We start from the raw sequence: 19318 nt of genomic DNA on the forward strand, positions 1-19318 counted from the left end.
ATGTCGAACGGAGACGACGACCGTCAGTGGCTGACCGCTGCCGTCGAGCTGTCGCGACTCGCGCCGCCGACGCGGACGAACTATGCGGTGGGTGCGATCGTCGTGGATCGCGGTGGACTGGTGCTGGCAACCGGCCACACCGGCGAGATCGATCCGCGTGATCACGCCGAGGAGGGCGCCCTCGCCAAACTGCGCGGCGCTGCCGCACGGGATCTGTCGCAGGCCACCATTTACAGCACGCTGGAGCCGTGTACGGCGCGGCGGTCGCGGCCGGGCACGTGCACCAGCCTGATCCTTGCCGCCGGAATCCGCCGTGTCGTCATCGCGCTGCGTGAGCCGGTTCTGTTCGCCGACTGCGACGGCGTGGAGGTGCTGCGCGGCCACGGTGTCGAGGTGGTGGAGATCCACGACCTGGGTCGCCAGGTCCGCGAGATCAACTCGCACGTCATGGACGTCAGGCAGGTCGATTTCACCGGCTGATCACCCCGCTTTGACCCGTTCTGAATGGAATGGTGATGGATGATGGGGTGAGTCGCTGAGCTGGTGATGGGGAGTACCCGTGGCAGACCGCGCGTACGCCCGGAACGGTCCGGGCCGCCGAGCCCTGGCCAGGGTATGCGCTGTGCTGCTCGTCGTCGCCACCGCGGGCTCCTCCTGCCACCAGCAGGCCGGGCCCGCCTCCCCGAAAGAACAGGTCATCGCGGGGCTGGACGCGCTGCCGCCCCTGCCGGCGGGCAGCTCGTGGGCGCCCAAGCCGGCGACGGTTGCCGGGCTGGCCGTGCTCGCGCAGGCCGGTGCGAACGGGTTCGCGTTGCACACCTCCGGCGGCGACCGGCGGTTCCTGCCCGGCGTGAACCTCGGCAGCACCACTCCCGGCCACCAGCCCGGAGAACTGGGCATCACCGAGGCGCACTACCGCGCGTGGTTCGCCGCGATGGGACTGATGGGGGTCCGGGTGGTGCGCAACTACACCATCCACCCGCCGGCGTTCTACACCCAGCTCGCCGCGTACAACGACGCCCACCCGGACCGGCCGCTCTACCTGATGCAGGGCGTGTATCTGCCCGACGAGTCGTACGTGCAGAAGCAGAACCTGTACGACACGGCGGTCACGGAAGCGTTCACCGCGGAGTTGCGCGACGCCTCGGCGGCGGTTTCCGGGAACCTCACCCGCCCGCCCACGCCCGGACGGGCCAGCGGCACGTGGACCACCGACGTCAGCCGTTGGCTCGCCGGGTGGATCGTCGGTGTGGAATGGGATCCCGAAGCCACCGCGGCCAGCGACCGCAAGAACGGCGCGGCCCCCGCCCATCACGGCGACTACTTCACGAGTACGCCGCAGGCCAGCCCCACGGAACGGTGGCTGGCGGCCCGGATGGACGAACTGGCCACCGCCGAGGCGAAGCGCGGACGCACGGAGCCGATCGCGTTCGCCAACTGGCCGACCACCGACCCGCTGCGGCACGCGTACGAGCCGCTGGAGAAGGAGGACCTGGTCGGGGTCGACGCCAACCACGTCCGGCCGACCGCTGCGTGGCCCGGCGGCACATTCGCCAGCTACCACGCGTACCCGTACTATCCGGACTTTCAACGGTATGAGTACCGCGGCGAGAAGGACCCGTATGCGGCGTACCTGAATGCCTTGCGCCGTCACCACACCGGCATGCCGGTGCTGGTCACCGAGTTCGGGGTGCCGTCGTCCATCGGCACCGCGCATCTCGGCCCGCTGGGTCGCGGCCAGGGCGACCACAGTGAGCTGGAGGCCATGCGGATCGACGCCGAGATGCTGAAGCTGATCCGGGATCAGGGACTTGGCGGCGCGTTCGTGTTCGCCTGGACGGACGAATGGTTCAAGCTCACCTGGAATACCGTGAATCACCAGGTACCCGCGGACCGGCGCCAACTCTGGCACGACCCGCTGACCAACGAGCAGTACTTCGGCATCCTCGCCACCGACCCGAACGGCCCTCCGGACCAGCCCGAACAGACGCTCGTGGACAGCGCGAACGGCACGCCCGCACGCCGTGTCGTCGCCCGCTACGACGAGAGCTTCCTGTATCTGCGGATCACGCCGGCCGACCCGGCGCCGGAGCGGCTCACCATCGGCCTGGACACGTTGCCCCAGATCACCGGTGACCCGCCGCCCGGTTCCACGGACCGGCGCCCCGACGCGGCACTGACGTTCGATCTGGCCAAGAACACCGGGCAGGCGTGGATCCGCACCGAACTCGACCCGCTGCAACTGGACTGGAACGTGCCGGACAGCGCACGACCCAAGGCCGTGCCCGGCTGGCATGCGTACCAGCTCGTCGTGAACCGGCCGCTCTACATTCCCACCCTGAACAAACAGATGCCGGTGGAGTTGTTCGACGTCGGCAAACTGCGATACGGCACCCTGGATCCGGCCGCCCCCGGCGCGGACAGCCGCTCCCTGTGGGTGCGCAACGGGGCGGATCTCACCGTACGCATCCCGTGGGCGCTGGCCGGCTTCTCCGATCCGTCATCGCTGCAGGTCCTGACGCCCAAGGCCGGCGAATCTGCCAGCGCCACGAGTCCTGGTGTGATGGTCATCGTGTCCGCCGGGCAGACCGTACAGGCCGGCAGTGTCTTCACGTGGCAACCATGGCAGCGGGTGTATTACACCGAACGCCTCAAGCCGGGCGCGGACGAGCTCCAGCGCGCGTTCACGGCCACCGGCGAGTAGCGTGGACGTGACAGTCGGTCGCTGAGCCCGGCACGGTTGCGCCAGGACTCACCGGCGCATTACACAACGGACATCCCACCGTTCCGCTGCTGTGAAAGATGCTCGCGTAGCGTGATTCGCCATGGTGATCTCCACCCTCTTACTGTCAGTACCGCTTCTGCTGATCGTCTACTTCGGATTCTTCGCGGTCCACACGTACGCGTACACGATTGCCGCGCTGTTCAGGAAGCCGCTTCCGACCACCACGCCGCGGCCGGACGCGCGCGTGGCCGTCGTGATCGTGTCCTTCAATGAGCGGGCCGTCATCGCGGACACGGTCACCGCGTGTGAACGCCTGACGTTCCCGAACAAGACCATCATCGTGGGTGACGACTCCACCGATCCCGAAACCATCGCGTTGCTCCGGGGGCTGGCCATCGCGCGCGGATGCGCGGGCCCGATTCCGGTGCGCTACGACGGAAACGACGTCGAACTCTGGGAGTCCGACGGGTTCGTGCTGTTCCACCGGGCCGAGAACACCGGCTTCAAGGCGGGCAACCTCAAGGCCCTGGAGGGCTATCTCCAGCAGCGCGACTTCGACTACATGTACCTGCTGGACGCCGACTGGCGCCCGCAGACCGACGCGATCGAACGCTGCCTGAGCGCGATCGAGGCCGACCCGGACATCGCGTACGTGCAGACCACCCGGCTCTACCACTACGGCCACGGCGACCACTTCCAGCGCTGCCTCGCGATCAGCGAGGAGGCCTGCTACCTGGTCGACCTGCCGGGCCGGCAGCGGCTCAACCACATGATCCTGTTCACCGGGTGTTGTGCTTTGTTCAAGCTGAGAGCGCTCTCCGCGGTCGGCGGGTTCCGGGCGGGCCACCTCACCGAGGACATCGACCTGTCCAACCGCTTCTACCTGGCCGGATACCGCGGAGTCTTCCTGGAGGACGTCAAGAACACCGGCGAGGTGCCGCCGAACTACAAGGCGTTCCGCCGCCAGCAGCAGCGCTGGGCGACCGGGTCGGCGCGTACGTTCAAGGAATACTTCCGCCCGGTCCTGCGCTCGCGGCTGAGCCTGGGCACCAAGCTCAGCCTGATGCGTCAGAACGCGTACTACACGGTCGCGCTCGGTGTGGAGCTCGCGCTGCTGTGGAGTGTGCTCACCGCGGTCGTCGCGGTCGTGGGCTCCGCCCTCGGCTGGACCGGCCCGGCACCCGACGAGGTGCTGCGCCCGGTCGCCCTCCCGCTCGCGATCACCGCACTGATCGCCCTGTCCAGCGGCATCCCACCGCTGGTCGTGCACGCGATCAAGAAACGTGAATGGGTGAACCTGCTCTACATCCCGGCCGCGTGCTGGATCGCGTTGTCGGTGGTGCACACGTACGCGATCGCGAACATCAAGGGCTTCCGCAACGTGGCCCAGTCCTGGTTCGTCACACCCAAGACCAACCGCCAGAAACAGAACGTACGGGTGGCGCCCGCGCTGCGCATCCGCGCCCTCAACGTCGCCACCCTGGTGGCCGTGGTGGGCGCCAGTCTCGCCGCCGGCCGCGGCGGGGCCGAACCGATGCTGCTGCTGGTGCTCGTGCCGTACGCGCTGATGTGGATCCCGTCGCTGATCATCGGCGCGCTGACGAGCTGACGGCGCTGATCATCGGCGTGCTGACGAGCTGACCTTGGAGACCGGAGGGCGGCCCGGACCAGCCTTCAGGCTGGCCCGGGCCGCAACGGGTGAGCCCCCGTTCATCCCACCCGTTCGATCACGGCGCGCCGGATCAGGAGCTTGCCTTCTTCGTGGATCTGGTCGAAGGCGCCCTTGTTCAGCAGGATGCAGCTGCCCGCGGGCTCCGCCACCTTGACGGTGATGCTCTTGTTGTTGTCCAGGTTGGTGACCTTCAGCGTCGTGCCGATCGGGAAGTTCCCGCTCAGCGCCGTGGCGCCGCCGGTGCCGGTCGTCGTCACGGTCGAGCCCTTGCAGACGACCTCGCCCGCACCCGTGCCGTTGCCGTTCCCGTTGTTGCCGTTGCCCTGGTTGCCTTGGCCGTTGTTGCCGTTGCCCTGGTTGCCTTGGCCGTTGTTGCCGTTGCCCTGGTTGCCCTGGCCGTTGTTTCCCTTGCCCGCGTTGCCGTTACCGGCGTTGCCGTTGCCTGCACCCGCGTTCCCGGTGCAGCCCGCGGCGGCGCGGCGCTGGTTGATGAGGTCGACGACCGCCTGGCGGTTGGCGATACGGGCGGCCGACTGGGCGTCGGGGTTCGCCTTCTGGCCGGCGATGAAGTTCAGGTTGTTCTGCAGAGCCTTGTCCAGCCCGGCGCAGTTCTCCCCGGAACCGTTGCCCTTGCCCGCATTGCCGTTACCGGCGTTGCCGTTGTTGCCCTGGCCGGCGCCGTTGTTCGCGGCCACGTTGGCCGTGCAACCCGCCGCGGCGCGGCGCTGTTGAATGAGGTCGACGACCGCCTGGCGGTTGGCGATACGGGCGGCCGACTGGGCGTCGGGGTTCGCCTTCTGGCCGGCGATGAAGTTCAGATTGTTCTGCAGGGCTTGGTCCAGACCGCCGCAGTTCTCCCCGGCGTTGCTGACGCCAGTACTGATGGCGAACGCGCCACCGACCAGCGCTGCCGCGGCCGCCCCGATCATCAGCTTCCGTGCTCGCCCCGTCATCCCGCGTCGATACATGCACCCGCTCCTTCGCGTCATGAGCACTGCCCGTTGCAGTACCGGGAGATACGGGAGCGCGGGGCCGCGAAGTTCAGCCGGATCACTTAAGGTTACTTAAAGTCCGGATTAGCGAGCGTTCCTACAGTCTTAATGACTCCGGAGCGTGCAGGCGCAGCATCGTCGCGCCCACATCGCGGGGCACCCGCCGGGCGGTCAGCAGCGAACCGGCGACCATCACGACGAACGCCAGCGGCACGGTCCACGCCGCCGGCTGGCCGACGACCTGCGCGGGCCACCCGTGCAGCGGCGGTCCGAGCACGGTCACCAGGACGGCACCCATCGCGGCACCGCCCCCCGCCAGGATCCCGGTCGCCGCGCCGACATCGGTCAGCCCCCGCCACCAGATGCCCAGCACCAGAAGCGGGCAGAAGCTGGACGCGGCCACCGCGAATGCCAGACCCACGACCCGGGACACGTCGAGATCTGCCACGTACACCGACAGGGTCAGCGGCAGTGCCGCCGCAAGAACGGTGGCCAGCCGGAAGTCGCGGACCGAGCCGGCCCGGTCCGCGTGCAGCACATCCGTGAACACCACCCCGGCGACGCTGGTGAGCAGCCCGGATGAGGTGGACAGGAACGCCGCCAGCGCCCCCGCGGTGACCAGCGCACCCAGGAGTTGACCGAGCGGCCCCGAACCCAGCGCGGCCTCCGGCAGCAGCAGCACCACCGCGTCCGTACGCCCGGTCATCAGCAGATGCGGGGTGTAGATCCGGCCCAGCACGCCGTACAGCGTCGGGAGCAGGTAGAACACGCCGACCAGGCCCAGCACCACCAACGTCGTACGCCGGGCCGAAGCGCCGTCCGGATTCGTATAGAACCGAACCAATACGTGCGGCAAGCCCATCGTTCCCAGAAATGTCGCCAGGATCAGCGAATACGTGACGAACAGGCCACCCTCGCGGGCCGGCAACAGCCAGTCGTCGCCACGACGTCCGTCCACCGTGCTCACTTCCGGAACCGGCTGTCCGGCCCCGAAAGTCAAATGCTCACCTCTGTGGACAGTCCGAACAGCACCATCCACAGCCAACACCGCGTCGTGGCGAATCTCGACAGTCGTCTGCACCGCGAACACCGGACCGTCCGGCGGCGTCACCGCGGGCCGACCATCCGACTGCCACTGCAACACCAGAAATATCACCGGTACGGCCAGAGCCGTGAGCTTCAACCAGTACTGGAACGCCTGCACGAACGTGATCGCCCGCATGCCGCCGAGCGCCACATTGGCCGTCACCACCAGCCCGACAACGATCGCGCCCCAGGTGTACGACCCACCGGTGACTGTCGTGAACGTCAACCCGGCACCCTGCAACTGCGGCACCAGATACAGGCAGCCGATGAAGATGACGAAGACCGTGGCCAGCCGGCGCAACACCGGCGAACGCAGCCGCACCTCGCAGAAGTCCGGCAACGTGAACGCGCCGGAGCGACGCAGCGGTGCGGCCACGAACAGCAGCAACGCCAGATATCCCGCGGCGAACCCGACCGGATACCAGAGCACGTCCACGCCGTAGCGCAGAATCAGCCCGGCGACGCCCAGGAACGAGGCTGCGGACAGGTACTCGCCGCCGATCGCGGCCGCGTTCCAGCTCGGACTGACCGAACGCGACGCCACCAGGAAGTCCGAGGTGGTACGGGCGACCCTCAGGCCGTACGCGCCGATGCCGATCGTGACCAGGACGACAAGGACGAGGCCAGGGACAACGTACGGGTTCACGACTCGGGCCTGCGGATCACAGCGGTGAAGTCCTGCTCGTTGCGTTCGGCGAAGCGTACGTACGCCCAGCCCACGGCCACCAGGAACGGGAACGATCCGAAACCGAGCAGCAGCCACGGCAGGCCGATGCCGAAGACCTTCGCGGCGCCGACTGCGGGGGCCACCGCGAACAGCAGCGGGAGCGTCCCCAACCCGGCCACCACGACCAGCGACAGGCGCAGGGCTAGGGCGAGCTGTGCCCGTACCAGCCCTTTGACCAGGGCCTCCCCCACCGGCGTCTGCTCGGCGAGATCGGCCCGAGTCTGATCCTCGGGCACGCGCCGGGCCGCGACCTCGCCCAGCACGACCCGGACGCGCCGCTGCATCGCGGACTGTGGATCGTCGGTGGCCATGCCCGGCAGTTTGGCCGCCGCTCGCACGTTGTCAAGGGCAGGCGGTCCCCGGCCTCGCCGGCCGACTCCTCGCGAGCAATCGCTTCTCGATGCGAGCCTTCGATGACCTGGACGACATCGCCAACGGAGCGAAGCTCGCCTGTATTGGGCAAGAACAGCATCTCCCCTGGCGCAGTCCGCCATTTCTCGGGCCGGCGCACGATGCACAACCTCACCAGCGCCGACATCCACACGTACTATGTGCTCGCCGCAACACACCGGTCCTCGTCCACAACTGCGGCGGAGATGATCTCAGAGGTAAGGATCCGATGAGCATCGTTCCCGATAACGCCAGCGTGCGGGAACTTACGCCGCACGCGAATGGCGGGTCGCAGTATGGCCGGGAGTTCAAGTGGACTAATGATGCTGGCAAGACCGTGCGTCTTCGGATTCATGGTCCCGACGGTATGGCCCCGGCCGGATCCAACTCCGCGACAGGCGAAACATATACGGTGCAGATTGGCCGCCAGTATCAAGATGAAGACGGGAATTTTTTTTCCATGCTCAATCTCATGATCCAAATATCCCCAACTACAATCCTGGCGCAGCCAATGCGACGCACATGCCTTCGCCCAATCAGTTCCCGGGGTTGTGATGGCTGTCGGTGCTGAGGATCTGATCGAGCTGCTCAGGAGTATCGTGGCAGCTAATGTTGGGGACCGGGAAGCTGGCGCGGAGAATGCGAGCGACTTGGCGACCGTATTCGACCGCGAAGAAGCTGGATCGGTCGTACTCGTGCTTGCCAATATGGCGTCTGTCGAGACGAATTCTCGGGTGCGGGAGGCGCAGTTGCATGCGATTCGCGAGATCTCGGACACTCACCCATTGCGGGGTGGGTTGGTGAGTTCGCTCGGCCGACTGATTAGCGACGACCTGAACGAAGAGCAGTTGTCTTATCTGAATGAGCTCGGACTCGGACTCGGAGTCGGTAAGGGGACGATCCGCGAGTGTAGGGAGAATGACATGAGATTCTTGGCGGCCGCTTCAAACCTGCCTCTAAAGCGGCAAGCGGAGCGTCGGCGGCATGTGGCGTCGCTGGCATCTTCGTGTGCCGACGGGTGCGACCGTGGGCGTTTGATGAGTCTGACCTCGTAGTCAGTCCAATGCGTACGGCTGGGGGCATACGCGGTCTCGCATTGCCGGACGAGTTGCCAGCAGGTCGCGGGCGTAGGCGCGGCCGTAGTTGGCGCCGCGCCAGTCGTCTGGGTCCACGGACAAGTGGAGGCTGATCGGGCCGAGTGCGCATTCTCGTTCTGGCTGGGGGAGACGGTCGAGCGACGGAACTGCGTCCGGGGACAGCGTCGAGAGGTACCACGTGTCGATCCGGTGTGTGTGGACGAACCGGTCGACATTGCGGTCTGCGATAAGCCCGTCCGGGTTCGCCGCGACGAGCCCCAGCAGCGCGAACACCCCCACACCGACCGCCACCCGAGGCAGCCAGGCGGCCCGCAGCTTCACGCCCGCGGCCAGCACCAGCACGAACACCACACCGAGCCACAGCTCGCAGAGCGCAACGAGGAGCCGCAAGCGGGTCAGGCCGTACGTGTCGGAGTACAGGTTCATGCGGTGCAGCGACGATGCCACGATCACCAGGGTCAGTCCGGCCAGCGCTCCCAGCACGGAACGGATCAGCATCCGGTCGGTACGGCATTCCCGCGGTGCCCACCGTGCCGCGGCGGCCAGCACCGCCAGCGTCAGCCCGGTCACCACGAGCAGTTGCCAGAAGCCGCTGCGGGCGTACTCGGCGTACGTGAGGCCTTCGGTTTTCAGCACGTGGTCCGCGCCACCGAACAGGACCGTAAGCTGCACTGCCACGAAGACCGCGAACAGCGTGACCAGCAGCCCCAGCGGGACGGCCCATTCCAGGCGGCGTACCGTGCGCCGGGCGGGTCGCTCCCATCCGGACAGATCGGGGGGAGCGGCGCGCAGGAACGCAGCGCCGGACAGCGCACCCGCTGTCACCGCGAAGATGAAGCACCAGCGCACGACGATGTCTGCGCGCAGGTCGGGGACGATCGAGTCCAGCACGCTGGCGAACGCCGCGTCCGCCGAGGCGAACAGCGCGCCGAACACCACCAGCAGTGCGACTGACACCGCGATCGTCGCCGCGACCCGGGTGCCGGATGCGCCTGCACCGCCGCGCCGGATCCGGGCCAGGCCCTTCACCACCCATGGCAAGGACCGCAGGACCGCGACCGGTGCCAGCACGTTCGCCACGACCATTCCGCGTAGCGACCGGCCGCCGGCCACGGCAAGTGCCCCGGTCACCGCGGCGGTCAGGACGCACAGTACGAACAGCCAGCCGGCGGCGCGCAGCGTCCCGGCCGCGAGTAGCAACACGGTCGCTGCGGACCAGGCGAACCGGGCCCGGGGGAGTGCGGGCGCCCGCCACGACACCTGTGGCGAGGGTGTCCCGGGTGACAGCGGGTGCCGCACCATCCGCGCGACGACCAGCGCAGCGATCCCGGCCAGTGCGGTGATCAGCCAGCCCAGTCCAGGCCGGTCGAGCGGGAGGCTGAGCGCAGCGACCACCGCGGCTCCGGTTATCGCCAGCAGCCCCGCGGGGGAGGCGGGACGCGCCGGTCCGGCCCAGGTGCGGCCCCACGGGGACGCAGGGATCCACGGCCCGTGCAGTGGCGCCATGGTCGGAGGCCCCCAGTTCGCGCCGGTCTGGCGAGGCGCGGCGGTGCCCGGACCGGCCGCGGCCGGGCGGGGTGGAGCTGTGGGTCTACGACCGGCTGTCGGGCCGGGGGCGGTCGCCGGGCTGGGGGCGGCTGCCGGGCTGGGGGCCGCTGTCGGCCGCGAGGTGGCTGAGTCGGATGTGCTCGCCGGGCCGGAGTCTGCGGGCCCGGACGGAGATGAGGGCACGGCAGAGCCAGGTGTTTCAGGCATATTGACCTCCTGGGTCAGGCGGGCTGCAGAGGCAGCGTCACGTGGATATGGCACCCGGGCCGCGCCCGCCCGGCCGGGTGATTCCCGGCGGGGTCGACGACCGCGATCGTGCCCTGGTGCAGGTGGACCACCCACCGGGCGATCGCCAGGCCGAGGCCGGTGCCGCCACCGGCGGCGCGTTCGCCGCGGGTGAAACGTTCGAAGACTCGTTCCCGTTCGGCGGGCGGGATGCCCTCGCCCTCGTCGGTCACGGCGACCACCAGGCGCCCGTCTCGCAATGAGGCGGCGGCGGTCACGGTGCCGCCGGGCGGGCTGTGCCGGGCGGCGTTGTCGAGCAGGTTCGCGAAGACCTGGTGCAGCCGCGCGCGGTCGCCGCGGATCGACACATCGGGGGCGGATACCGCGAACCGGACGTCGCGCCCGGCTCCGGCTGCGTTGACCGTTGCTTCACGTACGGCCTCGGCGAGCAGATCCGCGACGTCGATCGGGTCGTGGGCCAGGGGGATCACGCCGGCGTCCAGCCGGGACAGGTCCAGCAGTTCGGCGACCAGGCGGCCCAGCCGCTGGGTCTGGGACAGCGCGGTCTGCATCGTCTCCGGTTCGGCCTGCGCCACCCCGTCCACGATGTTCTCCAGCAGGCCCTGCAGCGCGGTGATCGGCGTACGCAGCTCGTGCGAGACGTTCGCGATCAGCTCGCGCCGGTGCTGGTCCGCGGCCGCCAGGTCCGCGGCCATCTGGTTGAACGCGGTGGCCAGCTCACCCACCTCGTCGCGGGAGCGGGTACGCACCCGGCGGGTGTAGTCGCCGCGGGCCATGGCCCGCGCCGCCACGGTCATCTCGCGCAGCGGCACGGTCGCCCCGTGCGCCATCACCTGCAGCGTGACCAGCGCCAATGCGACCGCGATGGCGAGCCAGGACAGCTCCACGCGCATGAAGTCGATGCTCCACCAGAACACCAGCAGCCCGACCCCGCCCGCGAAGCCGAGCGCCAGGGACAGCTTCGCCTTGATCGACCGGACCGGATCAAGCGGGCGCCACAACCTCATCGGGCCGCCTCGACGGGCGCCACGGGCTTGTCGTGTTCGCTGAGAGCGGGCGCCACGGGCTTATTGGCAGCGTCGCCGCCGGAGACGACCACGTCGCGGCCACGTCGAACGGGCGCTGCAGCTTCGTCGGGCGACCCCGACGGGGGCCACGAGTTCATCGGGACACCTCCAGGGCGTACCCGACGCCGTGTACGGTCCGGATCAGGTCGGCGCCGAGTTTGCGGCGCAGGGCTTTGATGTGGCTGTCGACCGTGCGGGTGCCGGACGCGTCGGCCCAGCCCCACACGTCGGCGAGCAGCCGTTCCCGGGGGAGCACCGCGCGCGGCCGCTGCGCCAGGTGCACGAGCAGGTCGAATTCGGTCGGGGTCAGGTGCGCTTCCACCCCGCCACGCTGGACCCGCCGCTCCGCCAGGTTGATCTCCAGGTCGCCGAGCCGCAGCTTCGCGGCATCCGCACGTTCGGCGTTGCGCTGGGCGCGGCGCAGCAGGGCGTGTACGCGGGCGGCCAGTTCCCGCATCGAGAACGGCTTGGTCAGGTAGTCGTCCGCGCCGACCGCGAGTCCGACCAGCAGGTCGGTCTCGTCGTCGCGGGCGGTCAGCATGAGTACGGGCACGGGCCGTTCGGCCTGGACCCGGCGGCACACCTCCAGGCCGTCGAAGCCGGGCAGCATGACGTCGAGGACGATCGCGTCGGGCGGGGTACGCCGGGCCGCCTCCACAGCCGCGGGGCCGTCTCCGGCCACCTCCACCGCGTACCCTTCGGCGCGCAGCCGGGCCGCGACCGAGTCGGCGATGGTCCGCTCGTCCTCGACCACGAGAATTCGCCGCTGCACCGTTGTCTCCACGTCACTCCTCCGTTCGTGCTGCAGCACCGCTCGGCCGGCACCCAGCGCATTCGCCGCCCCGCATCGTGTGCGGGTGGCGCAAGGCCGGTGCGCCCCCGTGACTCACCGGCCTCGGGTGAGGAGCCTATTGATCATCCGTGCAGGCAGGGGGTTGGCGTTGTGAACGAATGGTGGAGATCAGCCGCCGCGCGGCGCGTACATGATGACCAGGACGCCGAGCACGCAGATCGCCGCGCCGGTCACGTCCCACCGGTCCGGGCGGAATCCGTCGACGACCATCCCCCACGCGAGTGACCCGGCGACGAACACCCCGCCGTAGGCCGCGAGGATGCGCCCGAAGTGGGGGTCGGGCTGGAACGTGGCCATGAAGCCGTACACGCCGAGGGCGGCGATGCCCGCGGCGATCCACCACAGGCCGCGGTGTTCGCGCCAGCCCTGCCACACCAGCCACGCGCCGCCGATCTCGGCCAGCGCGGCCAGCACGAACAGCAGCAGCGAACGGGCGACCGTCATGCCCGCACGCTACCGACCGGGGTGGCCGATGGTGGCGAACGGGATGGGGCAGCACGGCTCGCCGGCGCAGGTGACGAGGTCGTCACAGCCAGCGTCCACGGCGGCGCGCAGCGTCTCCGCGATGACGTGCAGGTCGGCGATCTTTTCTTCGACCTCGGTGAGTTTGGCCCGGGCCCGTTCGTGCAGCCGGGCGTCACGGCGGCGGCCGTGGCGGTGGCGGCCGGCGTCGAGCAGGTCGGCGATCTCGTCGAGTGTGAAGCCGAGCCGTTGCGCCGCCTTGATCACCTTGATCACGGTGACGGAGTCGGCGGGGTACAGCCGGTGGCCGCCGAGGCTGCGCTGCGGCTCGGCGAGCAGGCCACGACGCTCGTAGTAGCGCAGGGTCTGCAGGTTCACCCCGGCCGCGGCGGCGACCTGACCGCTGCGCAACGGCTCATCCCCGGGCGTCATCTTCCGACGATAAACCGATACCCAGGTACAGGTTGCAAGCCCTGTGGATAACTCTGGGGAAAACTCGTCCGGGCCTGTGGACAACGTTGTGGAATCAGCGGGTCCAGTCGTGTTTCGCGGCCCGGATCAGGCGGTCCTTCAGCTCCCGGGTGTGTCGGCGGCTGACCGGCAACTGCACTGCGTCCACCGACACCACGTACCCGGACTGGGTCAGGCGCAGCTCCGTGATCAGCCTCAACTGCACCAGGTACGAGCGGTGGATCCGTACGAAACCCGCCTGCGCCCACCGCTCCGCGAGCGTCGCCAGCGACACCCGGACCAGGTGGGAGGCGTCCGAGGTGTGCAGCCGCGCGTAGTCGCCCTGCGCCTCCACCCAGCGCACCGCGGAACGCGGCAGCATCCGGGTCGTGCCCGCCAGCTCGATCGGGATGCTCGGCTCGTCCACCCGAGACGCGACGGGCGCGGCGGGCACGGTCCGCGCCCCGGCCACCCGGCGCAGCGACTCGGCCAGCCGTTCCGCGCGCACCGGTTTGCGTACGTAGTCCGTGACGCCCAGATCGAACGCGTCCACCGCGCCGTCGTCGTACGCGGTCACGAACACGATCGCGGGGGGCCGCGCGAACCGGTGCAGGACCCGCGCCAGCTCCATGCCGTCGAGTCCGGGCATCCGGATGTCCAGGAAGACCGCGTCCACCTCGATGTCGCGCAGCACGCGCAGCGCCTCGGTCGCGTCGCCCGCCCGGTGCACGTACGCCACCCGGGCGTCCGCGTTCAGCAGGTACGCCAGCTCGTCCAGCGCGGGGGGCTCGTCGTCGACCGCCAGCACGACGAGGCTCATGCGCGGACCTGTGGATGGAACTTCGGCACCCGCATGCTCACCTTCGTCCCCGCGCCCGGCGCGGTCTCGACCACCAGCCCGAAACGATCGCCGAACACCGAGCGCAGCCGCTCGTCGACGTTCGAGAGCCCGACGTGCTGGCCCGCGTCGTCGCCGACCGGCTCGGGGGTGGCCCCGGCGGTCAGCACCTCCGGATTCATCCCGACCCCGTCGTCCTCGACCGTGATGTGGCATTCCGCCCCGGCGTCGCGGGCTTCGATGCTCAGCATGCCGACGCCGGGCTTGCGGGACAGACCGTGCCGGACCGCGTTCTCCACCAGCGGCTGCAGACACAGGAACGGCAGCCCGACCGGCAGCACCTCCGGCGCGATCTGCAGCCGGACCTGGAGGCGGTCGCCGAAGCGGGCCCGTTCGATGGTCAGGTAGCGGTCGATCGAGCGCAGCTCCTCCGCCAGCGTGGTGAACTCGCCGTGCGCCCGGAACGAGTACCGGGTGAACTCCGCGAACTCCAGGATCAGCTCCCGTGCCCGCTCCGGGTCGGTACGCACGAACGACGCGATCGCGGTCAGCGCGTTGTAGATGAAGTGCGGGCTGATCTGCGCCCGCAACGCCCGTACTTCGGCGCGGGCCAGCCGTTCCCGCGACGACTCCAGCTCGGCCAGCGCGAGCTGCGACCCGGCCCAGCGCGCCACCTCCAGGGTGGCCTGCACGAACCCGGGTGCGGGCTGGGCGTCGGCGACCGCCGCCAGCGCGTCGGTGGCCCGGCCGTCCGGCCCGGCCAGCGGGGCGACGACGGCGCCGCGCACGATGCAGTCCACCCGGTCGCAGGGCAGGTCGGTGCTGGACAACACAATGGACCGGTTCGCCCGTACGGCCCGGTGGGCGGCCGCGGTGAGCTGGTCGCGATGGTGCCCGCCGCGCCCGTCGAACGCGAGACACCGTTCGGTGTCCGCAACGGCCAGGCCGACCGCCCCCACGAGTGTGCGCAGGTGGCGGGCCGCCTTTCCCGCCGCGGCCGCGGTGAGTCCGGCGCGCAGCGGCTCCGCCGCGAGGGCCGCGGTGTGCAGCACGTCGTACGTGGCTCTCTGCTGTGGTGTCGCTACGCCGCGTCGTGCCCGCAGCCGGACCACGGCCAGCACCGCCGCGGCCAGCGCAAGGAGCACGGCCAGTACCGCCACGACGGTGCCGGTACGCGCGCCCACGCAGCAGATCCTGTCCGCCCGCGGCGGAAAACACCAGACAGTGTCAGTAAGCGCCCTTGCGGCGCAGCACCACCCAGATCGTGCGCCACATGATCGCCAAGTCGTACGTCAGCGACCAGTTGTCGACGTAGTACAGGTCCAGCCGGACCGCCTCGTCCCAGGACAGGTCGGAGCGGCCGGACACCTGCCACAGCCCGGTGATGCCCGGCCGCACCAGCAGCCGGCGCCGGACGTCGCCCAGGTAGTCGCCGTCGTCGGCGGGCAGCGGGCGCGGCCCGACCAGCGACATCTCGCCCTTGAGCACGTTGATGAGCTGGGGCAGCTCGTCTAGGGAACTCGCCCGCAGCCGTTGCCCGAAGGAGAAGACCCGCGGGTCCTCCTTGATCTTGAACAGCATGCCGTCGGAGTCGTTGAGTTCCAGTTCCTTGAGGCTGGCTTTGCGCTCCTCGGCGTCGACGTACATGGTCCGGAACTTCCACACCCGGAACGTGCGGCCCTCGTGCCCGACCCGGGGCTGCCGGAAGAACACCGGGCCGGGGTCGGACAGCCGGATACCGACCGCGACGGCCAGCAGGACCGGGCTGAGCAGCAGCAGGCCGATCGCCGCGGCGACCCGGTCGAGCAGGTTCTTCGCGAGCCAGCCGGGGCCGGACAGCGTCGGCTCCTCGACGTGCAGCAGCGGCAGGCCCTCGATCGGGCGGATGTGCACCCGGGGGCCGGCGATGTCGGTGAGCTGCGGTGCGACGACCAGGTCGACGCCGGTGCCCTCGAGCTGCCAGGCGAGGCGGCGCAGTTCGCCGGGCTCCGCGCTGGCCGAGCCGCACACCGCGATCGTGTCCGCGCCGACCTCCCGGACCAGCGACAGCACGTCACGTCCCGCGTACACGGGGACCGGGGTTTCTATGCCGCGGGCGGCCGCGTACCCGTCCGTGAGATGGATGGCGACCGGGATGAGCCCGGCCGCGGGGCTGCGGGTGACCGCGGTGTAGACCTCCAGCGCCTCGGGCAGCGTGCCGACCAGGATCATCCGGTGCGCGCCGTGGCCGGTGCGCCGCCGGGAGACGTGCAGGACCTGCCGGGCGGAATACCGGCAGATGAGGATGAACAACAGCGCACTGACGCTGACCGCGGCGACCGTGCCACGCGACAGCTGGGTCTTGGTGGCGAACGCGAGCAGCGACATGCCGGCCACGACCGTCACGAACGCCCGGACGACGCGTTTGAACTCCTCGCTGCCCAGGCCCAGGTAGCGCCGGTCGTAGCTGCCGTTGGCCCACAGGATGATCAGCCAGCCCAGCGGCAACCACACGTAGGCCACCAGGTTGAAGACCTCCGGCCGGGTCTGGAAGCCGGAGTTCGCCTTCTCGATGAACGCGTCCACGAGCGCGCTCGCCAGCACGGCCGAGATCAGATCGAGCAGGACCAGGACCAACGTGTACGGCCGGTGCCAGCGCGACAGACGCCGGTGCGAGCGGGTCCACGCCGACCGGGGCACGCCGTTGGTCGGGTGAGGGTCCTGCTGCCACTCGAAGCTGTCGTACGGCATGCCGCTCCGGCTGCTCTTGGGCGCCGGGTCGCGCTCGGGCGCCGGGCGATGGAGGCTCGCAGTCACCTCGCCTACGTCCTCCCGCAAACTCGTACCGCCCGCCGACGTTTCGGGGACCGGGAGATGCCGCGGAGGCCCTCCCGGCGGGCCGGTGACGAGACCGGCGACCCCGGGGAACATTACGCACCGCCACGAGCCATCCGGTGCCGACAGGGTGCCGGCCCCGCCGGCGTCGCGGACAACGCGTGGGACCGGGCCACTATACCGATGGATCGGGCCCGGAGAAGTGGACGTTGTGCCCGCTTTCTCTCGCGGAGGCCAACTTCGGGCGATCGCCACGCTGCGTGAGCACGGGCGTGCTATCGGATCAGCTTGGAAAGGCGCCGATCGGCGAGCGGCTTGCCGCCGGTCTGGCACGTGGGGCAGTACTGCAGGCTCTTGTCGGCAAAGGACACCTCGCGTACGGTGTCGCCGCACTCCGGGCACGGCAGCCCGGTCCGGGCGTGTACGCGCAGCCCGGCCCGCTTCTCGCCCTTGAGCTCGGCGGCGCGCTGGCCCACCGATCGGGTGACGGCGTCGGTCTCCACCGCGCGCATCGCCTCGTACAGCGTGGTGAGCTGTGCGTCGGTGAGCTTTCCGGTCAGCGCGAACGGCGACAGTTTCGCCACGTGCAGGATCTCGTCGGAGTACGCGTTGCCGATCCCGGCCAGCACCTCCTGGTCCGTGAGCACGCCCTTGACCTGGCCGTTGCGGCTGCGCAGCCGCTGCGCGAACTCGTCGCGGCCGACCGCGAGCGCGTCCGGGCCGAGCCGCGACACGCCGGGTACCTCGTTCGGGTCGCGTACCAGGTACGCGGCGAGGGACTTCTGGGTGCCCGCCTCGGTCAGGTCGAAGCCGGAGCCGTCGTCGAGCCGGACCCGCAGCGCGATCGGACCGCTGCCCGGCTTGAGCGGAGCCGCCGACTTGAACGCGTCCCGGTAATGCAGCCAGCCCGCCCGGGCCAGGTGCACGACCAGGTGAATCTCGTCGCCCAGATGCACGTCGAGGAATTTGCCGTGCCGCCCGGCCCCGGTCACGGCCAGCCCGGCGACCGCGCTCGGCGCGGGGTCGTACGTCTTCAGGGCACTGAACGAGGACACCTCGAAGCGCTGCACGGCGTGGCCGACCGCGCGCTCACGCAGATACGCGGCAAGCGCCTCCACCTCGGGAAGTTCCGGCACGTCTCCGAATGTAGCGTCTACCCCCGTGAAGGTCGTGGTCGCGCACAACCGGTACCGAGAAGCGATCCCCTCCGGCGAGAACGTCATCGTCGACACGGAGATCTCCCAGCTCACCGCGGCCGGGGTGGAGGTGCTGCCGTTCCAGCGCAGCTCCGACTCGATCGCCGCGCTGCCGGTCGCGCAGAAGGCGCTGCTGCCGGTGTCGCCGATCTACGGGCGGGCCGCCCAGCGGGACCTGGCCACGCTGCTCACCACGCACCGCCCGGACGTGCTGCACCTGCACAACCCGTACCCGTTGCTGTCGCCGTGGGTGGTGCGGACCGCGCACGCGCACGGGGTGCCGGTCGTGCAGACGGTCCACAACTACCGGCAGGTGTGCGCGTCGGGGCTGTACTTCCGGGACGGGCACAACTGCACCGACTGCCGGGACAAGCTGATCGGCTGGCCCGCGGTGCGGCACCGGTGCTACCGCGGGTCGGCCGCGCAGAGCGCGATCCTGGCCACGGCGCTGGCGGTGCACCGGCCGACGTGGCGGTCCGTGGACCGGTACATCGCGCTGACCGACCGGATCGCGGCGCACCTGCGCGACTACGGCATCCCGGCGGACCGGATCGTGGTGAAACCGAACGGCCTGCCCGACCCGGGCGAGCCCGCCCCGCCCGGCGACGGCTTCCTGTACGCCGCCCGGCTGTCCCCGGAGAAGGGTCTGGCGCTGCTGCTGGACGCCTGGCGGCGGCACCCGGACGGGGCGCTCGGCGAGCTGCGGATCGCGGGGGACGGGGAGCTGCGGCCCTTGGCCGAGGAGGCCGCCGCGGAGCGCGGCGACGTCACGTATCTGGGGGTGCTGGACGCCGTGGGGATGGCCGCCGCCCGGCGCGCCGCCGCGGTGGTGGTGGCGGTGCCGACCTGGAACGACGTGCTGCCGACCGTGATCCTGGAGGCGATGGCGGCGGGGCGGCCGGTGCTGGGCACCGCGGTGGGCGGGATCCCGTACCTGCTGGGGGTGGAGCAGCCGGGGCCGGCCGGTGGATGGGCGGTCGCGCCGGACGCCGCGGCGCTCGCGGAGGCGCTGCCGCTCGCGCGCGCCGAGTCTGCGGCGTTCGCGCCGCAGGCGCGAGAGCGGTTCGTCCGGGCGTTCCATCCGGACGTCCTCACCGCACGGCTGGTGGAGCTGTACCGGGAGCTTGCCGGAAACCCGGAGTAGACGCTTCCGCC

Annotated in this window: 17 protein-coding genes; 5 read left to right on the forward strand and 12 right to left on the reverse strand. The window is 70.1% G+C overall.

Annotated features, from left to right (window positions below; all coding sequences use genetic code 11):
• From ACMCNK_RS21905 to ACMCNK_RS21915, 3 genes are all read left to right on the forward strand, one after another.
• Nucleotides 1-480 (forward strand): deaminase, encoded by a 480-nt coding sequence (locus tag ACMCNK_RS21905; RefSeq protein WP_412738254.1) that lies wholly within the window; start codon nt 1-3, stop codon nt 478-480.
• A 142-nt stretch (nt 481-622) separates the two neighbouring features.
• Nucleotides 623-2704: a hypothetical protein gene (locus tag ACMCNK_RS21910; protein ID WP_412738255.1), complete on the forward strand. Its 2082-nt coding sequence runs from the start codon at nt 623-625 to the stop codon at nt 2702-2704.
• Nucleotides 2705-2825: 121 nt separating this feature from the next.
• Nucleotides 2826-4334, forward strand: coding sequence for a glycosyltransferase family 2 protein (locus ACMCNK_RS21915; RefSeq protein WP_412738256.1), 1509 nt, complete (start codon nt 2826-2828; stop codon nt 4332-4334).
• A 101-nt stretch (nt 4335-4435) separates the two neighbouring features.
• Here the strand turns inward: ACMCNK_RS21915 and ACMCNK_RS21920 are convergent, their stop codons facing one another.
• From ACMCNK_RS21920 to ACMCNK_RS21930, 3 genes are all read right to left on the reverse strand, one after another.
• Complete coding sequence (locus tag ACMCNK_RS21920; protein ID WP_412738257.1) at nt 4436-5350, reverse strand: hypothetical protein; 915 nt, start codon at nt 5348-5350, stop codon at nt 4436-4438.
• A gap of 136 nt (nt 5351-5486) precedes the next feature.
• Nucleotides 5487-7121 (reverse strand): cation acetate symporter, encoded by a 1635-nt coding sequence (locus tag ACMCNK_RS21925; protein WP_412738258.1) that lies wholly within the window; start codon nt 7119-7121, stop codon nt 5487-5489.
• Complete coding sequence (locus ACMCNK_RS21930; RefSeq protein WP_412738259.1) at nt 7118-7513, reverse strand: DUF485 domain-containing protein; 396 nt, start codon at nt 7511-7513, stop codon at nt 7118-7120. The genes ACMCNK_RS21925 and ACMCNK_RS21930 overlap by 4 nt, the downstream gene beginning before the upstream one ends.
• Before the next feature lie 308 nt (nt 7514-7821).
• Between ACMCNK_RS21930 and ACMCNK_RS21935 the strand changes: the two genes are divergently transcribed.
• Entirely contained in the window at nt 7822-8163 is a 342-nt protein-coding gene (locus tag ACMCNK_RS21935) for a polymorphic toxin type 30 domain-containing protein (protein WP_412738260.1), read from the forward strand.
• A gap of 484 nt (nt 8164-8647) precedes the next feature.
• Here the strand turns inward: ACMCNK_RS21935 and ACMCNK_RS21940 are convergent, their stop codons facing one another.
• From ACMCNK_RS21940 to ACMCNK_RS21980, 9 genes are all read right to left on the reverse strand, one after another.
• Nucleotides 8648-10084, reverse strand: coding sequence for a DUF4153 domain-containing protein (locus ACMCNK_RS21940; protein ID WP_412738261.1), 1437 nt, complete (start codon nt 10082-10084; stop codon nt 8648-8650).
• Nucleotides 10085-10458: 374 nt separating this feature from the next.
• Complete coding sequence (locus tag ACMCNK_RS21945; RefSeq protein WP_412738262.1) at nt 10459-11490, reverse strand: ATP-binding protein; 1032 nt, start codon at nt 11488-11490, stop codon at nt 10459-10461.
• Nucleotides 11491-11644: 154 nt separating this feature from the next.
• Complete coding sequence (locus tag ACMCNK_RS21950; RefSeq protein ID WP_412738263.1) at nt 11645-12334, reverse strand: response regulator transcription factor; 690 nt, start codon at nt 12332-12334, stop codon at nt 11645-11647.
• 177 nt (nt 12335-12511) lie between these two features.
• Nucleotides 12512-12847 carry a YnfA family protein gene (locus ACMCNK_RS21955; protein WP_412738264.1) on the reverse strand — a complete coding sequence of 112 codons (336 nt, stop codon included), beginning with the start codon at nt 12845-12847 and terminating at the stop codon, nt 12512-12514.
• 9 nt (nt 12848-12856) lie between these two features.
• Nucleotides 12857-13297, reverse strand: coding sequence for a MerR family transcriptional regulator (locus ACMCNK_RS21960; RefSeq protein ID WP_412738265.1), 441 nt, complete (start codon nt 13295-13297; stop codon nt 12857-12859).
• A 94-nt stretch (nt 13298-13391) separates the two neighbouring features.
• Nucleotides 13392-14135, reverse strand: coding sequence for a LytR/AlgR family response regulator transcription factor (locus ACMCNK_RS21965; protein WP_412738266.1), 744 nt, complete (start codon nt 14133-14135; stop codon nt 13392-13394).
• Nucleotides 14132-15337, reverse strand: a complete 1206-nt coding sequence (locus ACMCNK_RS21970; protein ID WP_412738267.1) for a sensor histidine kinase — start codon at nt 15335-15337, stop codon at nt 14132-14134. Before ACMCNK_RS21970 ends, ACMCNK_RS21965 begins: the two co-directional genes overlap by 4 nt.
• A 43-nt stretch (nt 15338-15380) precedes the next feature.
• Nucleotides 15381-16883: a sugar transferase gene (locus ACMCNK_RS21975; RefSeq protein WP_412740947.1), complete on the reverse strand. Its 1503-nt coding sequence runs from the start codon at nt 16881-16883 to the stop codon at nt 15381-15383.
• 359 nt (nt 16884-17242) lie between these two features.
• Nucleotides 17243-18103 (reverse strand): Fpg/Nei family DNA glycosylase, encoded by an 861-nt coding sequence (locus tag ACMCNK_RS21980; RefSeq protein WP_412738268.1) that lies wholly within the window; start codon nt 18101-18103, stop codon nt 17243-17245.
• A gap of 25 nt (nt 18104-18128) precedes the next feature.
• Between ACMCNK_RS21980 and ACMCNK_RS21985 the strand changes: the two genes are divergently transcribed.
• Complete coding sequence (locus ACMCNK_RS21985; protein ID WP_412738269.1) at nt 18129-19307, forward strand: glycosyltransferase; 1179 nt, start codon at nt 18129-18131, stop codon at nt 19305-19307.
• Nucleotides 19308-19318: the final 11 nt, after the last annotated feature.

It is taken from the genome of Krasilnikovia sp. MM14-A1259 (assembly GCF_047159535.1).
GTDB lineage: Bacteria > Actinomycetota > Actinomycetes > Mycobacteriales > Micromonosporaceae > Actinoplanes.